Below are 18449 nucleotides of genomic sequence, written 5' to 3'. Positions count from 1 at the left end.
GGGCGGCGCCGAGCTGGGTCAGCGGCCGAAGTCGGAGTCCTTGGGGACCTCCAGGTCGGACTTGGCGAGTTCTTCGATGTTGACGTCGCGGAAGGTGACGACCTTGGCGTTCTTCACGAAGCGGGCCGAGCGGTAGACGTCCCAGACCCAGGCGTCCGCCATCGTCACCTCGAAGTAGACGTCGCCGCCTTCGGTACGGACCTTCAGGTCGACCGCGTTGCACAGGTAGAAGCGCCGTTCGGTCTCCACCACGTACTTGAAGATCCCGACGACGTCCTTGTACTCCCGATAGAGCTGGAGCTCCATATCGGTCTCGTACTTCTCAAGGTCGTCAGCGCTCATCGGCTCTCCACTCGGTGGGACTGGTCACATTCTGTCCCATGTCGGGTCGCAGACTGCGGCGGACATTCTCGAACCGCCGTCGATGTTGTGGGCACGGGCCGTATTCGTCCAGTGCCGCCTGGTGCTCAGGGGTGCAGTAACCCTTGTGGATCCCGAACCCGTACTGCGGGTACACCTTGTCCCAGTGTTCCATCACCCGGTCCCGGGTCACCTTGGCGATCACGGAGGCGGCCGCGATACAGGCCGCCACCCGGTCACCCTTCCAGATCGCCAGCCCCGGTACGCCGAGACCGTCGACGCCGAAGCCGTCCGTCAGCACGTACGACGGCCGGAGATCGAGCCGGAACAACGCCCTCCGGAGCGCTTCGACGTTGGCGACGTGCATCCCGAGCCGATCGCACTCGGTGGACTCGATCGACACCACGGACCAGGCGAGCGCCCGCTTCCGGATCTCCTCGTAGCACCGGTCGCGCGCCTTCGCGGTCAGCAGCTTCGAGTCGGCCAGCTCGGGGATCTGGCCGCGCTTGCCGTCGGGCAGGATCACCGCGGCCGCGACCAGCGGGCCCGCGCACGGCCCACGACCGGCCTCGTCGACGCCGGCGATCGGATCCAGGCCGACGCGGCGCAGGGCCCGCTCGTACCCGTACAGCCCGGCGTCCCGCCGTACCGTGCTCCCGCGCGGCAACGCGCTCATCCAGCCCTCCGCATCACACACCCAACCCTAGGCAACTCGACGGACAAAGGTCGAAGTGGCACCCGCGCCTGCGCAGCGCCGGCGACGACCTACCGCGACCGACCGCTGCCGCGGGATCAGCCGGAGGTCTTGGGCGGTGGCGTCAGCGAGATCGCGGGTTTGTCCGGCGCCGGACCGGGCGCCGGCACCGCCTTGAATGTGTCGGGTACGCCGAGCTTCGCCCAGCGGCCCGCGGGCCAGACGACCATGATCGCCCGGCCGGTGACCTTGTCGATCGGCACGAACGCCGCGTCGCCCTGATTGCCACCGTTGGCGTCCAGATCCTGCAGGTGGACGCGCGAATCCCCGGAAGCGGACCGGTGGTCACCCATCACGAACACCCGCCCGGCCGGGACGGTGACCTGGAACTGCATCTGCGACGGCGAGTCACCCGGGTACAGGTAGCCCACCTCGTCCAGCGGCTGGCCGTTCACCAGCAGCCGCCCCTTCGAGTCGCAGCAGGCGACCTTGTCGCCCGGCATCCCGATCAGGCGCTTGATCAGGTGGCCGTGGCTGGAGTCCGGGAGCAGACCGACGATCTCGAAGAACCGGCCGACCGAGCCGCGCTTCTGGCCGCTCTCCTCCGGGCCGAGCCAGCCGCCCGGATCCTCGAACACGACCACGTCGCCACGTTTCACATCGGTGAGCTTCTCCACCACGACCCGGTCACCGACCAGCAGGGTGTTCTCCATCGACTCGCTCGGGATGATGAACATCTGCCCGACGAACGCCCGCAGGATCGAGGACACGATCAGCGCGCCGACCACGATCAGGACGAACTCGCGGGCTGCTGCCGCGAAGCCCGAGCGGTGGGCGGGTTTGGTGTCCTTGGCGTCCGACTTGGTCGGTGTATCGGTCACTTCTTCAGCCCCGGCTTCTTGAAGGTTTCCGGAGGACGCAGCATGGTCATCCGGTCAGACGGCCAGATTACGCAACAGGCCCGGCCAACCACGTTCTCGACCGGGACGAACCCGCCACCGGGACCGCCCATGTGGGCACGGGAGTCGGCGGACTGGGCGCGGTTGTCGCCCATCACCCACAGGTGGCCGGCCGGCACCAGCACGTTGAAGGGCACCTCGGACGGTTTCGCGTCCTTGAGCAGGTACTCGCGTTCGTCCAGCGGGATCCCGTTGACGGTGATCCGGCCCTGCTTGTCGCAGCAGATCACCCGGTCGCCGCCGATGCCGATCACCCGCTTCACCAAGTGACCCTCGCCGCTGCGCGGCAGGATGCCGACGAACTCGCCGATCCGCCGGACCGTCCCGGGTGGCTTCACCGGGTCGTCCTCGCCGTGCAGCCAGTTGGCGGGGTCCTTGAAGACGATGATGTCGCCGCGGTCGACGTCGCGGTGCAGGTAGCTGACCTTCTCGGCGAGGATCCGGTCGTCCTTGGTGAGCGTGTCGTACATCGACTCCGACGGTACGTAGAACGCTTCCGCGACGAACAGTCGCAGGACCACCGTGATGACGAGCGCGAGCACCGTCACGGTGCTCATCTCGATGAGCAGGCTGAGCAGCGGGTTCCGCTGCTTCAGCCTGCGGTGACGTCCTTTACTGCGACGTGCCCTCCGGGGTGCCGGGTGAGGGCGAGCGCGAGTCGCAGTGCTCGGCGCCATAGGTGACCGTCGTCGCTAGGACGTCAGGAGGCCGGGACCTCGCGCTTCTCCTTGATCTTGGCTGCCTTGCCGCGCAGCTCGCGGAGGTAGTACAGCTTCGCGCGACGGACGTCGCCGCGGGTCACGACCTCGATCTTCTCGACGATCGGGGTGTGCAGCGGGAAGGTCCGCTCGACACCGACGCCGAAGCTGACCTTGCGGACCGTGAAGGTCTCCTGCAGGCCACCACCCTGGCGGCGGATCACGACACCCTTGAACACCTGGACGCGGGAACGGTTGCCTTCGACGACCTTCACGTGCACGTTGACGGTGTCACCGGCGCGGAAGGCCGGGATGTCGTCGCGCTTGCTCGCGTTGTCGAGCTCGTTCAGGATGTTGCTCATCAGGTGTCTCTTCCTCGCGCGTGCCACAGGTCACCCACGAATGTCGTATGTGAGAGAAATTGCCGCCGGTCGGTGGTCACCCCCTGTGGCAGGAGCACCGAAGGGCAGCAACAGGCAATCTTGCCATACCGCCCCAACCACCACGAAATCAGCGTCCCCGGCGACGCTTGGTGAGCAGCACCATCTCGATCTTCGGGGTGTGCTGGAACCGGCGTGCCTCTCGGTAACCGGCTTTCCGGTACAGAGCCAGGTTGCCGTCACTCTCCGCACCGGTGTCCAGCTCGTACGACGTGACGTCCGCCGGCGCGAGCTGTTCGGCCGCGCGAAGCAGCCGGGCGCCCAGCCCGCGACCCTGCCAGTCGGGGGCCACGACCAGCCGTTCTATCCGGCCGACCGAGCCGGTGATGGTCAACTGGACCGCGCCGACGATGCGCGTCCCCGCGACTGCCTTGAGAACCATGCCGCGCTCGAAGCGGGCTGCCATGGCCGCTGGGTCCTCGTTCAGCGGGGGGATCGTGTAGTCGTCGTACCGGCGTGCCTCGGCGAGGAAGGCGGCGACCTGGACCGTGTGGATCTCCCCCGCGTCGGCCGGGCCGGCCGCGAGCAGGCGGACAGCGTCGGTGTCGTCCTTACCAGCCAGCACGTCGCCCCACGCGGCCAGCAGATCCGGCCGGCGTTCCGCAGTACGGCGTACCGACTCGTCGTGGCGCCAGTCTGCGATCACGGCGTGGTTGCCGGACATGAGCACCTCAGGTACGTCGTACCCGCGCCACGAGGCCGGCTTCGTGTAGACCGGGTACTCGAGCAGGCCGTCGCCCGAGTGCGACTCCTCGGCCAGCGACTCGGGGTTGCCGATCACGCCCGGGAGCAGGCGGGCGACGGCTTCGACGATCGCGAGTACGGCGACCTCGCCGCCGTTGAGCACGTAGTCGCCGATGGAGACCTCGTCGACGCGCATCCGCTCGCCCGCGTACGCCGCGACGCGCGCGTCGATCCCTTCGTACCGGCCGCAGGCGAAAGCGAGCCAGGGCTCGGCGGCCAGCTCATACGCCAGCTCCTGGGTGAAGGGCCGCCCAGAGGGAGTAGGAATGATCAGCCGGGGCTGGGACGGCCCGTCGGGAGGCGCGATCGCGTCGAGAGCCAGGCCCCACGGCTCCGGCTTCATCACCATGCCCGCACCGCCGCCGTACGGGGTGTCGTCGACGGTCCGGTGCCGGTCGGACGTCCAGTCGCGCAGGTCGTGCAGCCGGACATCCAGCAAGCCACTCTTGGCCGCCTTGCCGACCAACGACACGTCAAGCGCGGCCAGGTACTCCGGGAAGATCGTGACGACGTCCAGCCGCATGTCAGTCCTCGGTCGCGACCACGTCGGCGCCCTCGGGGTCCAGCAACCCAGGCCGGTCCGCCACGACGACGTACTGCTTCTCCAGGCTGATCTCCGGCACCAGCTCCTCGACCAGCGGCACCAGCACGAGGTTGCCCGCGGTACGGCGGATCTCCAGCAGGTCCTGCGACGGCAGGTGCACCACGTCGATCACCTCGCCGACCTCCGAGCCGTCGATGATCCGGACGGTGAGGCCGACCAGCTCGCGGTCGTAGTACTCCTCCGGGTCCTCCGGGCGCTCGTCCTCGTCCACCTCGGACTGGACGAACAGGTTGCGCAGCTGCTCCGCGGCGGTCCGGTCCGGCACCTCGGCGAACTTCACCAGCAGCCGGCCGCTGTGCCAGCGGCTCGCGGCGACGGTCAGCGTCCGCGCCACCTTGGCGTCGGTCACGACCACGGCGCCATCCGCGAACCGGCGGTCCGGCTCGTCGGTGCGCACGTCGATCCCGACCTCGCCCTTGATCCCATGCGCGCGGCCGATCCGCCCGACTGTCACCAGCACCCGTTCAAACCCTTCTACACAGACGTTCAGAGTGAGGATAGGACGAAGGGCCGCACCCACCGGGGTGCGGCCCTTCGGAAAAGCCCGGTTCAGCGGCGCGGACGCCGGTTGAACTCGTCGACGAAGTCGATGCGCAGCGAGGACTCGGCACTGAGCGCGCCGACGACGGTCCGGATCGCGGTGGCGGTCCGTCCGTTCCGGCCGATCACCTTGCCGATGTCGTCGGGGTGCACGTGGACCTCCAGGGTGCGGCCGCGCCGCAGGTTCCGGGATCGGACACTGACCTCGTCCGGGTTGTCCACGATGCCCCGGACCAGGTGCTCGAGCGCCTCGGACTCCATCATCGTCAGGCCTCGGTGGTGGCGGCGGCCTCGTCGGCCTTGGCCTCCGGAGCCTCGTCAGCCTTCTCGGCCTTCTCAGCCTTCGGGGCGTCGGCCTTCGGCGCCTCGGCGGCGTCGTCCTTCGCAGTGTCCTTCGCGGTGTCCTTCGCAGCGTCCTCGGACTTCGCAGCGGTCTTCTTGGCCGCCGTCTTCTTGGCGGTCACCGCCTCGGTCTTCAGCGTGCCGTGGGCCTCGGCCAGCGCCTCGTTGAAGATCTCCTGCTTGTCCCGCTTCGGCTCAGCGACCCGCAGCGGCGCCGGAGCGTCCAGGCCCTTGAACTTCTGCCAGTCGCCGGACGCCTTGAAGATCGCCTCGACGGCCTCGCTCGGCTGCGCGCCGACGCCCAGCCAGTACTGCGCCCGCTCGGACTCGACCCGGATGAACGACGGCTCGGTCTTCGGGTTGTAGATGCCGATCTCCTCGATCGCCCGGCCGTCCCGCTTGGTGCGGGCGTCCATGACGACGATGCGGTAGTGCGGGGTGCGCTTCTTGCCGATGCGCTTCAAACGGATCTTGACTGCCACGTTCGGGTGGTCTCCCTCGGAATTACCTGTCTTGGTGAGCAGCAGAGCACGTCGTGGGGACAACGGCTGATACTCGAATGGCCGCGCCGGGTCGTGGAGTTAGAGGGCTGCACGAACCTGGACGGACTCAGCCGACCATTCTGCCAGATCCAACCCCCCACACCAATTCGCCGCCAATCGGCCACCATGAAAGGCGAGGAGGCGGGCGTCCTGGCCGACGACCGGGGAGTGCTCGGCGTGGCACTCAACGAGGGAGGGGTGTGAGTCATGAAGGTGCCGAACGAGGTAGTTCAGCCGGCTCCCGTTCAGCTCGGTCTACCTGACTGACAACGACTGGGTTGCCGAGATGGCCAACAGCACGGTCCACGCGGTCATGCACCTCGCCTGGGTCCCGGACGGCTCGCAGTACCGCGGTCAGCTCGCAGTGCTGGTCAAGCCGAACGGCCGGCTGGGACGGGCGTACATGGCCGCGATCGGACCGTTCCGTCACCTACTTGTCTATCCTCCACTGCTGCGTGGCATCGCCGCCGAGTGGATCAAGCGCTGACGAACCGGGCGAGCCCGGGGAGTTCCGACGCGTACGTGTCCAGGAGCTTGCCGGCGACTGTGACCGAGTCGATCAGCGGGTGCCACGCGAACGCCCGGAGGGCAGCGTTTCGTGACCCCGAGGCGGCGGCCTCGATCGTGGAGCGCTCGACGGCCTTCACCGAACAGACCAGACCCGCCTGGTGGTCGGTGAGCTGTGACACGGTCACCGGCAACGCGCCGTTGGCGTCCACCGTGCAGGGGATCTCGATCACCGCGTCGTCGTCCAGGTGGTGCAGCACGCCCCGGTTGCGGACGTTGAGGATCAGCGAGGCCCGCTCGTTGTGCGCGATCGCCCGCATCAGCGACAGCGCGACCTGCTCGTAGCCGCCCGCGGCCATGTCCCGCTCGTCCCGCTCCCCTGCATCGGCGACCTCACGGCTCTCCACCATGTACGTCGACTCGCGCTCGGCCCGGGTCTTCTGCCACAGCTCGAGCGCCTGCTCCGGGTGCTGGCCTGTCTCCGCGTAGAACGCAGACTGCTGCTCCAGCAAGAAGGTCCCTCGCGTCTGCCGCACTGCTTGTACGGCGGCCAGCGTCTCGCGAGCGAAGTAGTAGTAGTGCAGGTACTCGTTCGGGATCGAGCCGATCGACCGGAGCCAGTCCGCGCCGAACAAGCGGCCCTCCTCGAAGGAGGTGAGCGCATCAGCCGACTCCAGCAAGTCAGGGAGCCGGTCCACGCCACCAGAGCGCAGCCCACGCAGCCAGCCGAGGTGGTTGAGGCCGGCATAGTCGTAGAAGGCGGTCGACGGGTCCACACCCAAGGCGAGGGCAGCGCGCCGCCCGAGACCCGACGGTGAGTCGCAGATACCGATGACCCGGTCACCGAGGAACGGGATCATGGCTTCGGTCACCATGCCCGCGGGGTTGGTGAAGTTGATCGTCCAGGCATCCGGGGCGATCGCCGCGATCCGCTGGGCGATCTGGACAGCGACAGGTAGCGTCCGGAGGCCGTAGGCGATGCCGCCGGCACCGACGGTCTCCTGGCCGAGCACGCCGAGGCTCAGGGCAACCCGCTCGTCGACGGTGCGTCCCTCGAGGCCGCCCACCCGGATGGCCGAGAAGATGAAGTCGGCGCCGCGCAGAGCTTCGTCGAGGTCCGTCGTCTCCGTTACCGCCGGGGGCGGGAGAGAGTCGGTGTCGGTAGATGCAGCGGCAGCTGCCTGCTGTCGCAGGACCGCACCGATCGCCGCCAGGCGGGTCCGGTCGCTGTCGTAGAGGACTACGTCGGTGATGCGGCCGGGGCCGCGGTCGCCGAGGAGGGCGTGGTACACGAGCGGTACCCGGAACCCGCCCCCACCGAGAATCGTCAGTCGCACGGCAACGCCCCCAGAACCCCGTCACTGCCCCACATGCTCACGCCAGCACCACCTGTACTCCCGCTTCCGTCAGTTGGGCCAGGGTCGCCTCGTCGGCACCGGGCTCTGTCACCACCATGCTCAGTTCGTCCGGCTCGCACACCCGCGCGACCCCATGACCCGGGAACTTGGTCCCGTCCGCGAGCAGCACGACCCGGTCCGCCGCCTTGATCATGGCCCGTTTGACCGGCACCTCGATCATCGTGCTGTCCATCACCCGCCCGTCCGGCCGGACCCCGCTGGTCCCCAGGAACAGCCAGTCGACGTGGATCTGCCGCAGGCTCTCCTCGGTCAGGTAGCCGACGAGCGACCGGTACGAGCGGCGCACGAACCCACCGAGCACGATCAGCTCGATCTGCTCGTCGTTCTGCAGCTCCTCCAGTACGGCGAGGTTGCTGGTCACCACGGTCACCGAGCGCCCGTGCAGGTGCTGCGCGACCCGGAGTGCCGTCGTACCGATGTCGAGGAGCACGGACTCGCCGTCGGTCACCAGCTCGGCGGCCCGGCGGGCGATCCGGTCCTTCTCCTCGGCGTGGACGGCGTTGACGTCCGCGAACGGCTCATCACCGCCGTCGACGGCGAGCGCACCGCCGTACACGCGGGTCAGCCGGCCCTCGGCGTGCAGCTGCTCGAGGTCGCGGCGGATCGTCGCCTCGCTCACGCCCAACTTGGAGGCCAGCACTTTGACGCCCCCGGCCCCGTCGGCCCGGAGCGCGCGGACGATCTGGTCCTGGCGCTGCTTCGGCAACATAGCGGAGACACTATCACGCAAACTCTGTCATTTTCAGTCAAATCTGTGATCAGGTATTGCGGATGCTGCGCTAAAGTTCCAGTATTCATGCACGAGTTTGATCGAGCCTGCAGGAGTGTGGCGGCGCATGCACGAGCTGGACGTACCAGCCCTGGATGTTGTGGTGTCCGGTCTGGTATTCGAGGATCTGGTCCTCGGCCTGCCCTCCGCCCCGCGCCCCGGCACCGAGGTCTGGGCCACGGACTCGCACGAGAGCCCGGGCGGGATCGCGAACTTCGCGGTGGCGCTGGCCCGGCTCGGGCTGCGGACCGGGATGGCGGCCGTGTTCGGCGCGGACGACCTGGGCGACAGGGTCTGGCGCCGGCTCGCCGACGACGAAGGCATCGATCTGACTCTGTCCCGAAGACTCGCCGGCTGGCAGACCCCGCTCACCGTGGCCCTGGCCTATGACAACGACCGGGCCCTGGTCACGCGCGGGACCTCTCCCCTGCTGTCAGCCGACGAGCTGATCACCACGCCGCCGGTCGCCCGTGCGGTCGCCGCTCACATCGGCCCGTGGCCGAACGAGTGGCTGGCCAAGGCGAAGGCGGCCGGCAGTGTGGTGTTCGCCGATGTCGGGTGGGACCCGTCCGAGCAGTGGGACCCCGAGGTGCTGAACCAGCTGGAGCACTGCGACGTGTTCCTGCCGAACGCCGAAGAGGCGATGCGCTACACCCGGTCCGGCACTCCCCAGCAAGCCCTGCGGAAGCTGGCGGACCAGGTGCCGCTGGTGGTCGTGTCGAACGGCGCGGAGGGCGCGCTGGCGCTCGACGCGAGCACCGGCGAGGAAGTCGCTGTACCGGCGTACCCGGTCCCGGCGGCGGACACCACCGGGGCGGGTGATGTGTTCGCCGCCGGTTTCATCGCCGCGACGCTGTGGGAGCTGCCGCTCGAGCAGCGGGTGCGGTTCGCCGCGCTGACCGCGGCCCTGTCGGTCACCCGGCTCGGTGGCGCGGACGCGGCGCCCCGCTGGGCCGACCTGGCCGCCTGGCAGGACGCGCACCCCGAAGACCACCACCTCCATGCGCTGATCAGCGCTCACTCAGGAAGGTAGAACCATGGAGCTATCCCGTCGGACCCTGCTCGGGGGCTTCGCTGCAGTTGCCGGAGGCGCACTTGTCGGCTGCTCGTCCGGGATCAACAACGCCGGTGCGCCGGCCAAGAAGAACGCCGCGACCGAGCTGACCATGTGGTGCTGGCCCGGCGGCCTCGGCAAGTCCGTCCTCGACGACACGATCGCGCACTTCCCGGACCCGAAGATCAAGTACTCCGAGATCGGCGGCGACTTCAAGCAGAAGCTGGTCACCACGTTCAACGGCGGTACCGGGATCCCGGACATCACCGGCCTGAAGGGCGAGGACATCGCCTCGCTGCTGCCGCAGGCCGAGCGGTTCGTCGACCTGAAGACGGTCGGCGCGGACTCGGTCCTCGGCGACTACCTGGACTGGAAGGTCAAGCAGGCCACCACGCTGGACGGCAAGGTGATCGGCCTGCCGATCGACGTCGGCCCGACCGCGCTGTTCTACCGCGAGGACATCTTCGCGGCGGCCGGCCTGCCGAGCGACCCGGCCAAGGTGGCCGAGCAGCTGAAGACCTGGGACGACTTCTTCAACGCCGGCGTCCAGCTGAAGGCGAAGAACCCGAAGGCCCCGCTGGTCTGGGACGCCACCGACCTGTACGACATGGTCATCGGCCAGGGCACCGAGCGGTACATCTCCAAGGACAACAAGTTCATCGGCGACCAGGACCACATCCGCAAGGCGTGGGACACCTCGGTGAAGGCGATGACGCTGAAGATCGACGGCAAGACGCCGAGCGGCAGCCCGGACTGGAACGCCGGCCTCGACCAGGGCACGGTGCCCGCGCACATCGGCGCCGCGTGGGTTGCCCTGGACATCAAGTCCGCGGTGAAGACCAGCGTGGGCAAGTGGCGGCTGGCACCGACCCCGAGCGGTCCGGCGAACTTCGGCGGCTCGTTCCTCGCGATCACGAAGAACGCGGCCGACCCCCAGAAGGCCTTCGACGTGATCAAGTACATGCTCAGCCCGGACAGCGAGGCGAAGGCCTTCACCGACGCGCAGATCTTCCCGTCCGCGCCGGCGGCGTACGACAAGCCGCAGCTGAAGGCGGCCGACAAGTTCTTCGGCGGCCAGGTGCCGATCGACGTCTTCGGGCCGGCTGCGAAGTCCATCCCGGTCGCGTACCAGAGCCCGTTCGACGACAGCGTCGCGGCGCCGTTCCACGACGAGCTCAAGACCGTGCAGACCGGCTCCAAGACCTCCGACGCCGCCTGGGCCGCCGCGGTCTCCAAGGCGAAGGCGATCGCCAAGCGGCAGGGGGTGCAGTGACCGGTACGGCGATTGTGCCGGCCACCAGCCCGGCCGGACGGCTGGCCGCCCCCGGTCGGCGGCCCGGCCGGAAGGTGCGGTCCTACTGGCGGTTCTACCTCGCGCTGTCGCCGTTCTACATCCTGTTCGCGGTGTTCGGGTTGTACCCGATGCTGTCCACGATCGTGCTGGCGTTCCAGCGCTGGGACGGCCTGAACCCGCGGCGGTTCGACGGGCTCGACAACTTCCGGTTCCTGGCCCAGGACCCGACGTTCTGGCTCGCGCTGAAGAACACCGTCGTACTGTTCCTGATGTCGACGATCCCCACGCTGGTGCTGGCGCTGGTGCTCGCGGTGATGCTGCAGTCCGCCGTCCGGTTCACCGGCGTCTACCGGATCGCGTACTTCATCCCGAACGTCACGTCGCTGGTCGCGATGGCGATCTTCTTCAGCTCGATCTTCAGCACGAACTTCGGCCTGGTGAACGCGGCGCTGCGGTCGCTCGGCATCGCCCAGCAGGACTGGCTGGGCGAGCCGTGGGGTATCAAGATCGCGATCTCGACGATGATCGTCTGGCAGTGGGTCGGGTACAACACCCTGATCTATCTCGCCGGCCTGCAGGCGATTCCGAAGGAGCAGTACGAGGCCGCCAAGGTCGACGGCGCCGGCGCGGCCCGGACGTTCTTCTCGATCACGCTGCCGCAGCTGCGTCCCGTCGTCCTCTTCACCGTCGTCATCTCGACCATCGGCGGCCTGCAGACCTTCACCGAACCACAGGTGATGGTCGGCAACAGCGGCGGCACCGGTCAGAGCGGTATGACGGTGGTCCTGTACTTCTACCGCTCCGCGTTCCTCGACAACGACTACGGGTACGCGGCGGCCATCGCGCTCAGCATCTTCGCGCTGGTGCTGCTGTTCACGGCGATCAACTGGCGGATCTTCCGCGGACGGAGTGACCGATGACGCGGTCCAAGTGGCGCGGGCTGGGGCTGCACGCCGTACTCGTCTTCGCCCTGCTGGTGTTCATGCTCCCGTTCGTGTGGACGATCATCATGGCGTCCAACACGACCGCGGACATCTACCGGTTCCCGCCGAAGCTCAGCTTCGGCTCGCACCTGTTCGACAACGTCCGGCACGTGCTCGACAACGTGGCGTTCTTCCAGTCGATGGCGAACACCGCGACGGTCGCGATCTCCACCACCTTGCTGGTGCTGTTCTTCGACTCGCTGGCGGCGTTCACGTTCGCGAAGTTCCGGTTCCCGGGGCGGAACGCGCTGTTCGTGATCCTGCTCGCGACGATGCTGCTGCCGGCGCAGCTGGCCGCCGTACCGCAGTTCCAGACGATGGCGATCCTCGGGTGGGTCGGTTCGCTCAAGGCACTGATCATTCCGGGGGCGGCGAACGCCTTCGGCATCTTCTGGATGCGGCAGTACTTCCAGAACTCGATCCACGACGAGCTGGTCGAGGCGGCGACGCTGGACGGCTGCGGCTTCTTCGGCACGTACTGGCACGTGGCACTGCCGTCGGCGCGGCCGGCGCTGGCGTTCCTCGGCATCTTCACGTTCGTCGGCTCGTGGAACGACTACATGTGGCCGCTGATCGTGCTGACCAACCCGGACCACATCACCTTGCAGGTCGCGCTGTCCACGCTGAACCGGGCGCACGGCGTCGACTACAGCATGATCATGACCGGCGCACTGATGGCGATGCTGCCGCTGGTGTTCATCTTCGGGATCTTCGCCCGCCAGTTCATCAAGGGCGCCACCGAAGGAGCCGTTCGCGGCTGACGCTCCGAGGGTAGGCTGCGGAACCCAGGGCAGCAGCGGCGCGTCAAAGGAACATCATGGTAGGCAAGCGGGGGCGCGTGATCGGGCGGATCTCACCCGGTCGCGTCGGTGAGGTGATGCTGCCGATACGCGGCGCCACCGAGGCCTTCTACGCCTACTCAGCGACCGACGAGGTGATCGAGGTGGGGACGCAAGTGGTGGTAGTCGACTTCGACCCACCGCGAACGGTTTACGTCGCTCGCGCCATCTAAATGTGGTGTGTCTCCCGGCCCCACGCCGTAGCGAGCAGGTGCTCGGCGGAGTGCCTCGCCGAGTGCCGCGCAGTAGGCGTGGGGCCGGGAGACACACCACCAAGTTCCCTGGAGGGGAAATGTTGTTGTGGACGTACCTGGGGGCTGCTGCTGCGGCGCTGATCGTGCTGATCATCATCCTGAAACTGATCTGGCGGGTGGCGGAGCCGAACGAGGCCCTGATCATCTCCGGGCTCGGTGCGCACTCCAACCCGGAGCAGGGCAACGAGACGCTCGGCTTCAAGATCGTCGTCGGCCGCGGGACCGCGGTGCTGCCAGGTTTTCAGACCGTACGCCGGTTGTCGCTCGGCATCCGCGCCACCCCCCTGGCCGTGACCTGCGTGTCCAGCCAGGGCATCCCGCTGCACATCAAGGGCGTCACCGCGTACAAGGTCGGTGACGACTACGGCTCGATCGCGAACGCGGCCCGGCGGTTCCTGGAGCAGAGCGACGAGCAGGTCATGCACACGATTCACGACCTGTTCGCCGGCCACCTGCGCGCGATCGTTGGTTCCACCACCGTCGAGGAGATGCTGCACGACCGGGAGACGCTGACCGCGAACATCCGCAGCTCGCTGATCGGCGACATGGAGAAGCTCGGCCTGGTCGCGGACTCGCTGCAGATCCAGGAGATCGACGACGAGTCCGGCTACATCCGCAACCTCGGTCGCCCGCAGGCCGCCGCGGTCGAGGCCGCGGCCCGGATCGCGCAGGCCAACCAGGACCGCGAGGCGACCGAGAAGGAGCAGGTCGCGGCCGCGGCCAAGGCCGCCGCCGTCCGGGAGAGCGAGATCGCGAAGGCGCGCTACCAGGCCGAGATCGACCAGGCCACCTCGAAGTCCTTCCAGGCAGGCCCGCTGGCCGCCGCGCTCGCCAAGCAGGAGGTCGTCGTCGCCGAGACGGAGACCGCGAAGCTGAACGCGTCGCTGGCCGAGAAGCAGCTGGAGTCGTCGGTCCAGAAGCCCGCCGACGCCGAGGCGTACAAGCAGCGCACGCTCGCGCAGGCCGCCCGGGACGCGCAGATCGCGGCCGCCGAGGCGGATGCCCGGCAGGTCCAGCTGCGCGGTGAGGCGCAGGCGAAGGCGACCGAGCTCACCGGTAAGGCCGAGGCGTCCGCGGTGCAGGCCAAGGCAATGGCCGAGGCGGCCGGTATCAAGGCCCGGGCCGAGGCCCTGGCCACGAACACCGACGCGGTCGTCGCCCAGCAGCTCGCCGAGGCCTACCCGGAGATCGTCGCCGCGGCCGCAGGCTCGTTCGAGAAGGTCGGCAACATGGTCGTCCTGAACGGTGCCCAGGGCATCGAGGACACCCTGGTGAAGACGATCACCATGGGTGGCTCGGGCTTCGCGCTGGCCAAGCAGCTGATCGAGTCGCTGTCCACGAAGAAGGACGAGCAGCCGGCCGCCCTGGAGTCGGTCCCGGACCAACCGGCCTGACAATTAACTACAGGTGCAGCCTGTTGATCGGTTTCTGGTTTACGGCCGACACTGATCGACATGCCGCCCAGAAGGATTCTCGCAGTTCTCGCCTCGCTCCTGCTCGGTGCCGCCGCCCTGGTGGCGGCACCGGTGCAGGCGCAGGCCGCGCCGAACTTCAAGGCCCCGTTCCCGTGTGGCCAACGCTGGACCTACAGCTTCCACTCCGGTGAGGTCCGCCGCGCGCTCGACTTCGTCCGCGCCGACGGCGGGACCACGAACGGTACGCCGGTGCTCGCCTCCGCCGCGGGTACGGCGCACCGGTTCTCGCAGCCCAGTGGCGCCGGCAACTACATCGCCGTCGAGCACGGTGGCGGGTGGAAGACCTACTACTTCCACCTGTCCGCGTACTCGGTGGCCGACGGCCAACAGGTCTCCCAGGGCCAGCAGATCGGAGTCACCGGCAGCACCGGCAACGCCACCGGCCCGCACATCCACTACGAGCAGCTGCTGAACGGTGTCGGTCAGGACATCCGGATCAACGGCAGCGCCCTCGCCTACCCGGGCTCGTACGGCTCGTACTTCCTGACCAGCGACAACGGCTGCTCCGGTCCCGGCACGAACTACATGACCTGGGGCTCCGGGGTGAACGTCCGGTCCGACGCCTATCTGAGCTCGCCGGTCGTCACGACCCTGTCCGGTCCGACCTCGGTGTGGGTGCTCTGCCAGAAGCAGGGCGACACGGTCAATGCCGAGGGGTACACCAACAACTGGTGGTCGAAGCTCCGCGACCAGAACGGGTTCATCAGCAACATCTACATCAACGACCCGAACGCCCAGCTCCCCGGCGTACCGCTCTGCTGACAGTCTTGGGGGTCCCCTTGCGGGCAAGGGGACCCCCAAGTCTCGTCAGGCGGTGTGGAGGGTCAGGTTGTAGGCCTGCAGGATCTCGTTGACCGGCTGGAACCAGGTCTCACCGCCGCTGCTGCAGTTGCCCCAGCCGCCGGACGTCACGCCCTGCGCCTGGTCGCCGGTGATGAACGAGCCACCGGAGTCGCCCGGCTCGGCGCACACGTTCGTCTTGGTCGCGCCGTAGAACAGCTGCCCGTTGCCGTAGTTCACCGTCTCGTTCTTGGCCAGGATCGTGCCGCAGTGCCAGTGCGAGGTGGAGCCGCTGCGGCAGACCGACGTACCGATGGGGGCTTCCCAGGAGCCGCGAACCAGCTGGTCGCTGACCTGTCCCCAACCGAGAACGACCGGGACAGTCCACCAGCCATAGCCGACGGACACCCAGGCATAATCGTTGCCGGGGAACGACCAGCCCTGGAACCAGCCCTGGTCCGAGCCGTCCCAGCCACGGACGAGACCGCCGCGGCCGCAGTGGCCGGCGGTGATGTACCCGCCGTAGACCGAGAAGCCGATCGAACAGCGGATGTTGTCGACGTAGAACGGGTCACCACCGACCGTGCCGGCAGCGAACGTCCGCGGGGCCTGGGCTGCGACCTCCCGAACGATCACCGTGCCGGTGCGGGTCAGCTTGGCGACGAAGGCGTCGACTGCCTTGGATCGCTTGCCGGCTTGAACGTTGACGACGATGCTGCCGGTGCGCGGGTCGGCGGACCAGCCGCTGACGGCGTCCGGCACCGCTTTCCCGGCGAGTTTGTCGACGGCCGCCTTCTGCCTGTCCAGCGCAGCAGCTGTCACTGGTACTGCGGCGGCGTCTGCTCCCGTTGCTCGCACAGCGGCTGTGTGTTGGGTGCCAACGACGCCGATGATCAGCTTCTGGGTGCGCGCATCGAACCAGGCGCCGCCGAAGTCCTCGGCTGCAGCCTTCTGCGCGGCGGGCAGGAGCTTGGCAGCGGCAGTCTCGGCGCCGAGGCGCTGGTTCATCTGCTGCTCGGTCAGGCCGAAGTCGCGCTGCATCGCCGAAGCCTGTCCCGCAACGGTCAGGTGGCCCGGGACTGTCGAAGCGGAGGCATTCGCAGCCGGCAGCGCGGTCGGGGCCATCACTGCGGTCGTTGCCGTGAGCAGCGTGGCCAGGAAGATCTTCATGTGGACTCTCCTTCACCTAGGGGCGGGTCGGTGGGTGAGAGCGCTCTCAACGATCGAGAGTGGCCTACGTTGTCAACGCCGTCAAGGGTTCACAGCCCCAAGTGGGCGAGGACGGCGAGGACGCGGCGGTGGCCGGAGTCGGTCGGGGGCAGGTCGAGTTTCAGGAAGACGTTGCCGACGTGCTTGTGGACCGCGCCTTCCGAGATGACCAGCTTCTCGGAGATCGCGGTGTTGCCGAGACCCTCCGCCATCAACGCGAGCACCTCGCGTTCACGGGGCGTCAGCCGGTCCAGCGGGCTGCTCCGCTTGACCATGAGCTGGCTGACCACCTCCGGGTCGAGCACGGTCCCGCCGGCGGCGACCCGGCGTACCGCGTCGATGAACTCATCCACCCGGGACACGCGATCCTTCAGCAGGTAGCCGACGCCTTCGCTGCCGGCCGCGAGCAGCTCGGCCGCGTAGACCTCCTCGACGTACTGCGAGAACACCAGCACCGGAAGGCCCGGCCGCACCCGGCGGGCCTCGATCGCGGCCCGGAGTCCCTCGTCGGTGAACGTCGGTGGCAGCCGTACGTCGACCACCGCGATGTCGACCTCGTGCTCGGCGATCGCAGCGGCGAACTCGTCCGGGTCGGTGGCGACCGCAGCGACCGTGAAGCCGGCGTTGTCGAGCAGCAGGCTCAGGCCCTCGGCGAGGATCCGGTTGTCCTCGAGGATCATCACCCGCACGGAAGGATCACCTCGACGGTGGTCGGTCCGCCGATCGGACTCTGCAGCTCCATCTGGCCGTCGATCGCCTGCACGCGGTGCAGCATGCCATGCAGGCCGCTCCCCCGGCCCAGCAGGTCGGACTGCTCATTGATCCGCGCACCGCCGATCCCGTCGTCGGTGATCGACAGGTACAGCTCCGGACCGCGCCGCTCCATCAGTACGTCGACGTGCCCGGCCGCGCTGTGCTTGGTGATGTTAGTGAGCGACTCGGCCACGACGAAGTACGCCGCTGCCTCTACGGCGGCCGGTACGTCGCCGAGGTCGCCCTGCCGGAGGTCGACCGGCAGCGGGCACCGGGCGGCCAGTGCCGATACCGCACCGGTCAGGCCGCGGTCAGCGAGGATCGGCGGGTACATGGTCCGCAGTACGCCGCGCAGCTCGTTCATCGCCTGCTCTGCACCGTCCCTGGCGTCGTCGAGCAGCTTGGCGGCCTTCTCCGGGTCCTCGGCCATCGTCTGCTTGGCAATGCCGATCCGCATCGCCAGCGAGACGAGCTGGGCCTGTGTGCCGTCGTGCAGGTCCCGCTCGATCCGGCGCAGCTCGGCACCGTGCGAGTCGACCGCACCGGCCCGGCTCCGGGTCAGCTCCTCGACGCGCTCTGACAGCCGAGCGGTCGCCAGCTGCTCTTGGCTCGGGCGGAGCAGGGCGAGTACGGCTCTGGCATGCACCTCGGCGAAGACGGGAGCCACCCGGCTCAGCATGACCAGGCCGAGCAAGATCTGGAGCGGCGCCAGCAGCGACGCCTCACCCCAGCTGTCGATCCCTTCGCCCAGCAGGGTGACGTTGCCTGGGTCGACCGGCCACAGGGCGAATCCGAGCACGGCGCTCGGCACCGCGAAGATCGCTGTGACGGCGACGAACAGCTCCGGCACCATCACCAGCGGGCCGAGCAGCAGCGCGAGGCTGCGCCGGAACGACATGTCCTTGGCGAGCGTCACGACGTCACCCGGCGTGCGGTCAGCGGCACGCGGCAGCTGCGGCGCCTCGCGGCCGAGGTGCCGCCCGGCCGCGAGCAGCTCGCTGTTCGCCAGCCGGACCAGACCCGCGGTGGCCGCGGGGATCAACCAGCCCAGCATCAGGCCGAGCGGCAGCGCAGCCAGCAGGACGACGTTCTTCAGGTACCGGACGATCAGGTACCAAGAAGCCTGGCCACCCCGAGCGAGGATCTTTGTCAGCATGTCTCAATCCTCCCCGGCGCCCCGGCATGTGTCGG

At 68.4% G+C, this 18449-nt stretch carries 22 protein-coding genes; 8 read left to right on the top strand and 14 right to left on the bottom strand.

Annotated features, from left to right (window positions below; translation table 11 throughout):
* Positions 1 to 18: 18 nt before the first annotated feature.
* The 9 genes from AB0E69_RS29055 to rpsP all read right to left on the bottom strand — a co-directional run bounded on the left by AB0E69_RS29055 (position 19) and on the right by rpsP (position 5863).
* Positions 19 to 342, bottom strand: a complete 324-nt coding sequence (locus AB0E69_RS29055; protein ID WP_012922325.1) for a DUF2469 domain-containing protein — start codon at positions 340 to 342, stop codon at positions 19 to 21.
* Positions 332 to 1036: a ribonuclease HII gene (locus AB0E69_RS29050; protein ID WP_360152904.1), complete on the bottom strand. Its 705-nt coding sequence runs from the start codon at positions 1034 to 1036 to the stop codon at positions 332 to 334. The genes AB0E69_RS29055 and AB0E69_RS29050 overlap by 11 nt, the downstream gene beginning before the upstream one ends.
* A gap of 116 nt (positions 1037 to 1152) precedes the next feature.
* The gene (gene lepB, locus AB0E69_RS29045) at positions 1153 to 1935 is read right to left on the bottom strand and encodes a signal peptidase I (RefSeq protein WP_360152901.1); all 783 of its coding nucleotides are present in this window, start codon (positions 1933 to 1935) and stop codon (positions 1153 to 1155) included.
* On the bottom strand, positions 1932 to 2570 hold the full coding sequence (gene lepB, locus AB0E69_RS29040) for a signal peptidase I (RefSeq protein WP_360152898.1): 639 nt from the start codon (positions 2568 to 2570) through the stop codon (positions 1932 to 1934). Before lepB (AB0E69_RS29040) ends, lepB (AB0E69_RS29045) begins: the two co-directional genes overlap by 4 nt.
* Positions 2571 to 2713: 143 nt before the next feature.
* The gene (gene rplS / locus AB0E69_RS29035) at positions 2714 to 3073 is read right to left on the bottom strand and encodes a 50S ribosomal protein L19 (protein WP_360152895.1); all 360 of its coding nucleotides are present in this window, start codon (positions 3071 to 3073) and stop codon (positions 2714 to 2716) included.
* A gap of 148 nt (positions 3074 to 3221) precedes the next feature.
* The gene (trmD, locus tag AB0E69_RS29030; protein WP_360152893.1) at positions 3222 to 4418 is read right to left on the bottom strand and encodes a tRNA (guanosine(37)-N1)-methyltransferase TrmD; all 1197 of its coding nucleotides are present in this window, start codon (positions 4416 to 4418) and stop codon (positions 3222 to 3224) included.
* A gap of 1 nt (position 4419) precedes the next feature.
* Positions 4420 to 4959, bottom strand: a complete 540-nt coding sequence (gene rimM / locus AB0E69_RS29025) for a ribosome maturation factor RimM (protein ID WP_360152890.1) — start codon at positions 4957 to 4959, stop codon at positions 4420 to 4422.
* An 89-nt stretch (positions 4960 to 5048) separates the two neighbouring features.
* On the bottom strand, positions 5049 to 5300 hold the full coding sequence (locus tag AB0E69_RS29020; protein ID WP_360153119.1) for an RNA-binding protein: 252 nt from the start codon (positions 5298 to 5300) through the stop codon (positions 5049 to 5051).
* Positions 5301 to 5305: 5 nt separating this feature from the next.
* Positions 5306 to 5863 (bottom strand): 30S ribosomal protein S16, encoded by a 558-nt coding sequence (gene rpsP / locus AB0E69_RS29015; protein WP_360152887.1) that lies wholly within the window; start codon positions 5861 to 5863, stop codon positions 5306 to 5308.
* 319 nt (positions 5864 to 6182) lie between these two features.
* Here rpsP and AB0E69_RS29010 point away from each other — a divergent pair, with 319 nt between their 5' ends.
* A complete protein-coding gene (locus AB0E69_RS29010) occupies positions 6183 to 6410 on the top strand; it encodes a DUF2867 domain-containing protein (protein WP_360153116.1) in 228 nt (75 codons plus the stop codon).
* Here the strand turns inward: AB0E69_RS29010 and AB0E69_RS29005 are convergent.
* Both AB0E69_RS29005 and AB0E69_RS29000 read right to left on the bottom strand, forming a co-directional pair.
* Positions 6400 to 7767 carry a 6-phospho-beta-glucosidase gene (locus AB0E69_RS29005; RefSeq protein WP_360152884.1) on the bottom strand — a complete coding sequence of 456 codons (1368 nt, stop codon included), beginning with the start codon at positions 7765 to 7767 and terminating at the stop codon, positions 6400 to 6402. The two genes, AB0E69_RS29010 and AB0E69_RS29005, sit on opposite strands and share 11 nt — an antisense overlap.
* A gap of 37 nt (positions 7768 to 7804) precedes the next feature.
* Complete coding sequence (locus AB0E69_RS29000) at positions 7805 to 8557, bottom strand: DeoR/GlpR family DNA-binding transcription regulator (protein WP_360152881.1); 753 nt, start codon at positions 8555 to 8557, stop codon at positions 7805 to 7807.
* Positions 8558 to 8684: 127 nt separating this feature from the next.
* On the opposite strand from AB0E69_RS29000, the gene AB0E69_RS28995 reads away from it, so the two are divergent.
* The 7 genes from AB0E69_RS28995 to AB0E69_RS28965 all read left to right on the top strand — a co-directional run bounded on the left by AB0E69_RS28995 (position 8685) and on the right by AB0E69_RS28965 (position 15278).
* Positions 8685 to 9650 carry a carbohydrate kinase family protein gene (locus AB0E69_RS28995; protein WP_360152878.1) on the top strand — a complete coding sequence of 322 codons (966 nt, stop codon included), beginning with the start codon at positions 8685 to 8687 and terminating at the stop codon, positions 9648 to 9650.
* Between the two features lie 4 nt (positions 9651 to 9654).
* Complete coding sequence (locus AB0E69_RS28990) at positions 9655 to 10944, top strand: extracellular solute-binding protein (RefSeq protein ID WP_360152875.1); 1290 nt, start codon at positions 9655 to 9657, stop codon at positions 10942 to 10944.
* Complete coding sequence (locus tag AB0E69_RS28985) at positions 10941 to 11885, top strand: sugar ABC transporter permease (RefSeq protein WP_360152872.1); 945 nt, start codon at positions 10941 to 10943, stop codon at positions 11883 to 11885. The genes AB0E69_RS28990 and AB0E69_RS28985 overlap by 4 nt, the downstream gene beginning before the upstream one ends.
* Positions 11882 to 12709 carry a carbohydrate ABC transporter permease gene (locus tag AB0E69_RS28980; protein ID WP_360152869.1) on the top strand — a complete coding sequence of 276 codons (828 nt, stop codon included), beginning with the start codon at positions 11882 to 11884 and terminating at the stop codon, positions 12707 to 12709. The genes AB0E69_RS28985 and AB0E69_RS28980 overlap by 4 nt, the downstream gene beginning before the upstream one ends.
* 56 nt (positions 12710 to 12765) lie before the next feature.
* Positions 12766 to 12960 carry a hypothetical protein gene (locus tag AB0E69_RS28975; protein ID WP_360152867.1) on the top strand — a complete coding sequence of 65 codons (195 nt, stop codon included), beginning with the start codon at positions 12766 to 12768 and terminating at the stop codon, positions 12958 to 12960.
* Between the two features lie 119 nt (positions 12961 to 13079).
* Positions 13080 to 14435 carry an SPFH domain-containing protein gene (locus tag AB0E69_RS28970; RefSeq protein WP_360152864.1) on the top strand — a complete coding sequence of 452 codons (1356 nt, stop codon included), beginning with the start codon at positions 13080 to 13082 and terminating at the stop codon, positions 14433 to 14435.
* Between the two features lie 60 nt (positions 14436 to 14495).
* Positions 14496 to 15278, top strand: coding sequence for a M23 family metallopeptidase (locus AB0E69_RS28965; RefSeq protein ID WP_360152861.1), 783 nt, complete (start codon positions 14496 to 14498; stop codon positions 15276 to 15278).
* Between the two features lie 45 nt (positions 15279 to 15323).
* Here the strand turns inward: AB0E69_RS28965 and AB0E69_RS28960 are convergent, their stop codons facing one another.
* The 3 genes from AB0E69_RS28960 to AB0E69_RS28950 all read right to left on the bottom strand — a co-directional run bounded on the left by AB0E69_RS28960 (position 15324) and on the right by AB0E69_RS28950 (position 18414).
* Positions 15324 to 16466: a S1 family peptidase gene (locus AB0E69_RS28960; protein ID WP_360152858.1), complete on the bottom strand. Its 1143-nt coding sequence runs from the start codon at positions 16464 to 16466 to the stop codon at positions 15324 to 15326.
* Positions 16467 to 16555: 89 nt separating this feature from the next.
* Positions 16556 to 17194 (bottom strand): response regulator transcription factor, encoded by a 639-nt coding sequence (locus AB0E69_RS28955; RefSeq protein ID WP_360152855.1) that lies wholly within the window; start codon positions 17192 to 17194, stop codon positions 16556 to 16558.
* Positions 17185 to 18414, bottom strand: a complete 1230-nt coding sequence (locus tag AB0E69_RS28950) for a histidine kinase (protein WP_360152852.1) — start codon at positions 18412 to 18414, stop codon at positions 17185 to 17187. Before AB0E69_RS28950 ends, AB0E69_RS28955 begins: the two co-directional genes overlap by 10 nt.
* Positions 18415 to 18449 lie beyond the last annotated feature (35 nt).

This window comes from Kribbella sp. NPDC026611 (assembly GCF_040638345.1).
GTDB lineage: Bacteria > Actinomycetota > Actinomycetes > Propionibacteriales > Kribbellaceae > Kribbella.
The sequence above is the reverse complement of the archived record's forward strand: the minus strand, read 5'-3'. Positions and strand labels throughout refer to the sequence as shown.